This window comes from Acidithiobacillus sp. TH-A35 (assembly GCF_057473505.1).
In genome coordinates, this window is the sequence record NZ_JBYCKR010000220.1 from 1 (window position 1) to 3,559 (window position 3,559).

Annotated in this window: 3 protein-coding genes; all 3 read right to left on the minus strand. The window is 62.2% G+C overall.

The window, feature by feature from the left end:
* Positions 1-225: hypothetical protein (locus AC2VNK_RS07460; protein ID WP_486883336.1), on the minus strand; the 225-nt coding region annotated here is incomplete at its 3' end.
* The gene (locus tag AC2VNK_RS07465) at positions 209-1,615 is read right to left on the minus strand and encodes a sigma-54-dependent transcriptional regulator (RefSeq protein WP_486883337.1); all 1,407 of its coding nucleotides are present in this window, start codon (positions 1,613-1,615) and stop codon (positions 209-211) included. The genes AC2VNK_RS07465 and AC2VNK_RS07460, both read right to left, overlap by 17 nt.
* A gap of 21 nt (positions 1,616-1,636) precedes the next feature.
* Positions 1,637-3,559 (minus strand): sensor histidine kinase (locus AC2VNK_RS07470; RefSeq protein WP_486883338.1); only part of this gene is annotated, 1,923 nt, incomplete at its 5' end.

Here is a 3,559-nt window from a genome sequence, read left to right on the forward strand (position 1 = left end):
CCTGTCGGGTGTGTGCTCGAGAATCAAGCGCTCTTTTCCATGGCGATGGCCACGCGCCCTCGCCAAAGACGCATCCAGCCGGATCAACATTTCTCGGGCTTCCACATACACACCCGTTGCCCAGGCCTCTTCCCGTGCCCGTAAGCCGCGAGCCACAAAGCCCCGCTGCGTTTCCGGAGGGTGGATATTCTGAATGAACGGCTCCGTCTTACCCCTCCCCCTCATCCCCATCCTCGCCCGCATGCCGCTCGCCCTTCAGGGGAATACTCAGATTCTTCAGCTTGCGATAGAGATGCGTGCGCTCCAGCCCCACCACTTCCGCCGTTCGCGCGATATTCCACTCGTTACGCGCCAGATGGTATTCGAGGAAGGCACGCTCAAAGCGCTCCCGCGCGCGCTTCAGGGTGCCGCCAAAATCTTCCCCGTCGAAATTAGTGTTGGCGAGGACGAGGCGATTATCCAGACCCAGCGCCCCCTCCACCTCTTCCGCGCTGATCTCCGGCCCTTCCGCCAGAATCAGCAGTCGTTCCACCAGATTTTGCAATTCGCGGACGTTGCCCGGCCAGGGATAATGCCGCAGCACGTCCAGGGTTTCCGGGGCAAAGTGGCGCGCGGCCAAGCCATCGCGGGCGCCATAAAAGCGTACGAATTCTTCTATCAGCGTCGGAATATCTGCACTCCGCGCGGACAGCGGCGGCACCTTGAGGGGCAGGGCGCTGAGGCGGTAGTAGAGATCGCTGCGGAACTGCCCGCTCTGCACCGCGTGCGCCAAATCCTGCGCGCTTCCGGCGATAACGCGCACATCCACCGGCACGGGCGTCGTCCCGCCCACCCGGATGATGCGTCGCTCCTGCAAGGCCGAGAACAGCCGCGCCTGGGTTTCCAGGTCCATGTCGGCAATTTCGTCGATGAAGAGCGTGCCGCCATGGGCCACTTCCAGACGCCCGCGGGTCAGTTTGCCATGATCTTCATTGCCGAAGAGCTCAATGGCGACATTGGGGCGAGCGATGGCAGCGGCACGCAGATCCACGAAGGGCCCCTGTGCCCGTCGGCTTTGCCGGTGCAAATAACGCGCGGCCACTTCCTTACCGCTACCCGGCTCGCCCAGCAGCAACGCCCAGGAATCCACCGCTGCCACCCGCTGCAACTGTTCGCGAAACTGGCGGATCGCCGGGCTCTCGCCGCTTGGCCGCTCTACCCAGCCGGCCTGCGCGCGCAGGTCGCGGTTCTCGCGCTGCAAGCGACTGGATTCCAGGGCATGGGTGACGGTAAGCAGGGTCTTGTCCAGCGACAGCGGCTTTTCGATAAAGTCATAGGCGCCCAGCTTAGTCGCCTGCACCGCCGTTTCGATGGTGGCGTGCCCGGACATCATCACCACCGGCTGCTCCAGACCCGCTTCGGCCCAGCGCCGCAAGAGGCTGACGCCGTCCTCACCCGGCATCCAGATATCAAGGAGGACGAGGTCCGCCATCTGATCACGCAGCAGCACTTCGGCGGCTTCCGCACTTCCCGCGGTATGCACGCTGTAGCCTTCGTCTTCCAGAATTTCTGCCAGGGTCGCGCAGATATCGGGTTCGTCATCCACCACCAGAATATTCAATCGTGCCTCTTCCATGCCGCCTCCTGAACGCTTGCTTCAACCCAACGGAAAATCGATAACGATACGCGCACCGCCCTGCAAACCCTGATTATCGGCAATAATCAGCCCGCCGTGCTCCTCAACGATACGCCGGACGATGGCGAGACCCAGCCCAGAACCCTTCACCTTGCTGGTGACATAGGGCTCAAAAACCCGCGCCAGCAACTCGGCCGGGAAGCCGGGTCCGTCATCCAACACACTCAACTCTAGCATTTTTGCCGGGCCGGCGTCCGTCAAACGGGTGCGAATCAGGATATGCTTACCATCAGAAGATTCTATGCCACCCTGTAGAGCATCCATGGCATTACGCAAGAGATTGTTGAGGATCTGGCGCAGGCGATGCACATCGGCCCGCAGGGGGGGCAGGCCCGCACCCAGTTCAGCCCGAATCTCCACCCCGCTCTCTTGCCCGCGATACAGGTCGAGCACGTCCAGAATCAGCGTGTTCAGATCGAGCGGGCGCAACTCCAGTTGCGGCTGCCGGGCGTACTCCGAGAAGGCGTCCACCATCACCTTGAGGGCATCCACCTGATGGATGATGGTACGGGTGGCGCGATCCAGGGTCTCCCCCTCATCGCCAAGGCGTTCCAGATATTTGCGCCGCAGTCGCTCGGCGGAGAGCTGGATGGGGGTGAGCGGGTTCTTGATCTCGTGGGCCAGACGCCGCGCCACCTCACTCCAGGCGGCGCTGCGCTGGGCGGCGACCAGCGTACTGATATCATCAAAAACCAGTACGAAACCCCGACTGCCGGCATCATCCGCAAAATGGGCGCCATGCACGATAATGGTTTGTGGCCCGTCGGAGCGCTCGATCTGCAACTCTTTCTGCATCCCGTTACGGGGGTGTTCCACCCAGTCCGCCACCAGCTTCCACAGGGGCTCCAGCGCGGTGCCGTCATGCAATGCATCCAGAGCACTGCCCCTGGGCAAATCCTCCTGAAGGATATGGGTCGCCGCGGCGTTGACCTCAGCCAAATGGTTTTCGCCATCAAAGGTCAGGATGCCGCTGGAAATCTGTCCGAGCACGGTCTCCAGGTACAGCCGCCGCTGCTCCGCCTGCTCCTGCGCCGCCGCCGCCTGCTGCTTGGCCCGCGCCAGTTGTCGGGTCATATTGTTGAACGAATGTATCAGGACACCCAGCTCGTCGTGACTCGCCACCGTCTGCAGGGGAATAAACTCGCCGCGCGCCACCGCCTGGGTGCCAGCCGCCAGCCGCGCTATCGGCGCTGTCAGGCGCCGCGCCAGATGCAAGCCCATCCACACCGCCGACAGCACGGCTAGCAGCAAGGCCACCGCCAGGCTGAGCTGAAAGGCCGTTTTCATCGGCTCGCGCATCAGCATCAACTGGTGATACCGGGTATAAGCCACCTGCACGGCCTCCGCCGCCTGGGTCAATTGCTCAGGAATGGGCTGTTCCACATAGAGCATGCGGTTGCTCTCCCCCAGATGCGGGCTCAGTACCGGAATCAGCACCTTTACCAGCAAGCCGCCTTTGGGTTCCGGCTCGATGGTGGCCGTCGGATGGCTCTCATCCATGGCGAGGATTTCCCGGCGCGGCAAACGCGGCGCCAGACTGAGGTTATCGCTGCTGGTGGCGATGATCCGGTTATCGCTGGAGAAGAGGGTAACACTACTCAAACGGTACTGATCGCGCAGGGCAATCACGGTGATTACGGCGTTGCTGTCAGACTCCCCCACCAGGGCCTGAGCAATGCTCTCCGCCGCCAACAGCGTGGAATTACGGTAACGATCCACACCGGCCTTGGCCACGTTCAGGGCCTGATCCAGCGCAGTCTGCACCGCACCGCTAAACCACGAGTCCACACCCCGATTCAGATATTGCCAGGAAAAACCGAAGACGATGACCGCCGGCAGGAAACTGAGCAGGGTAATGATGACCACCAAACGGGTGGCGAGTTG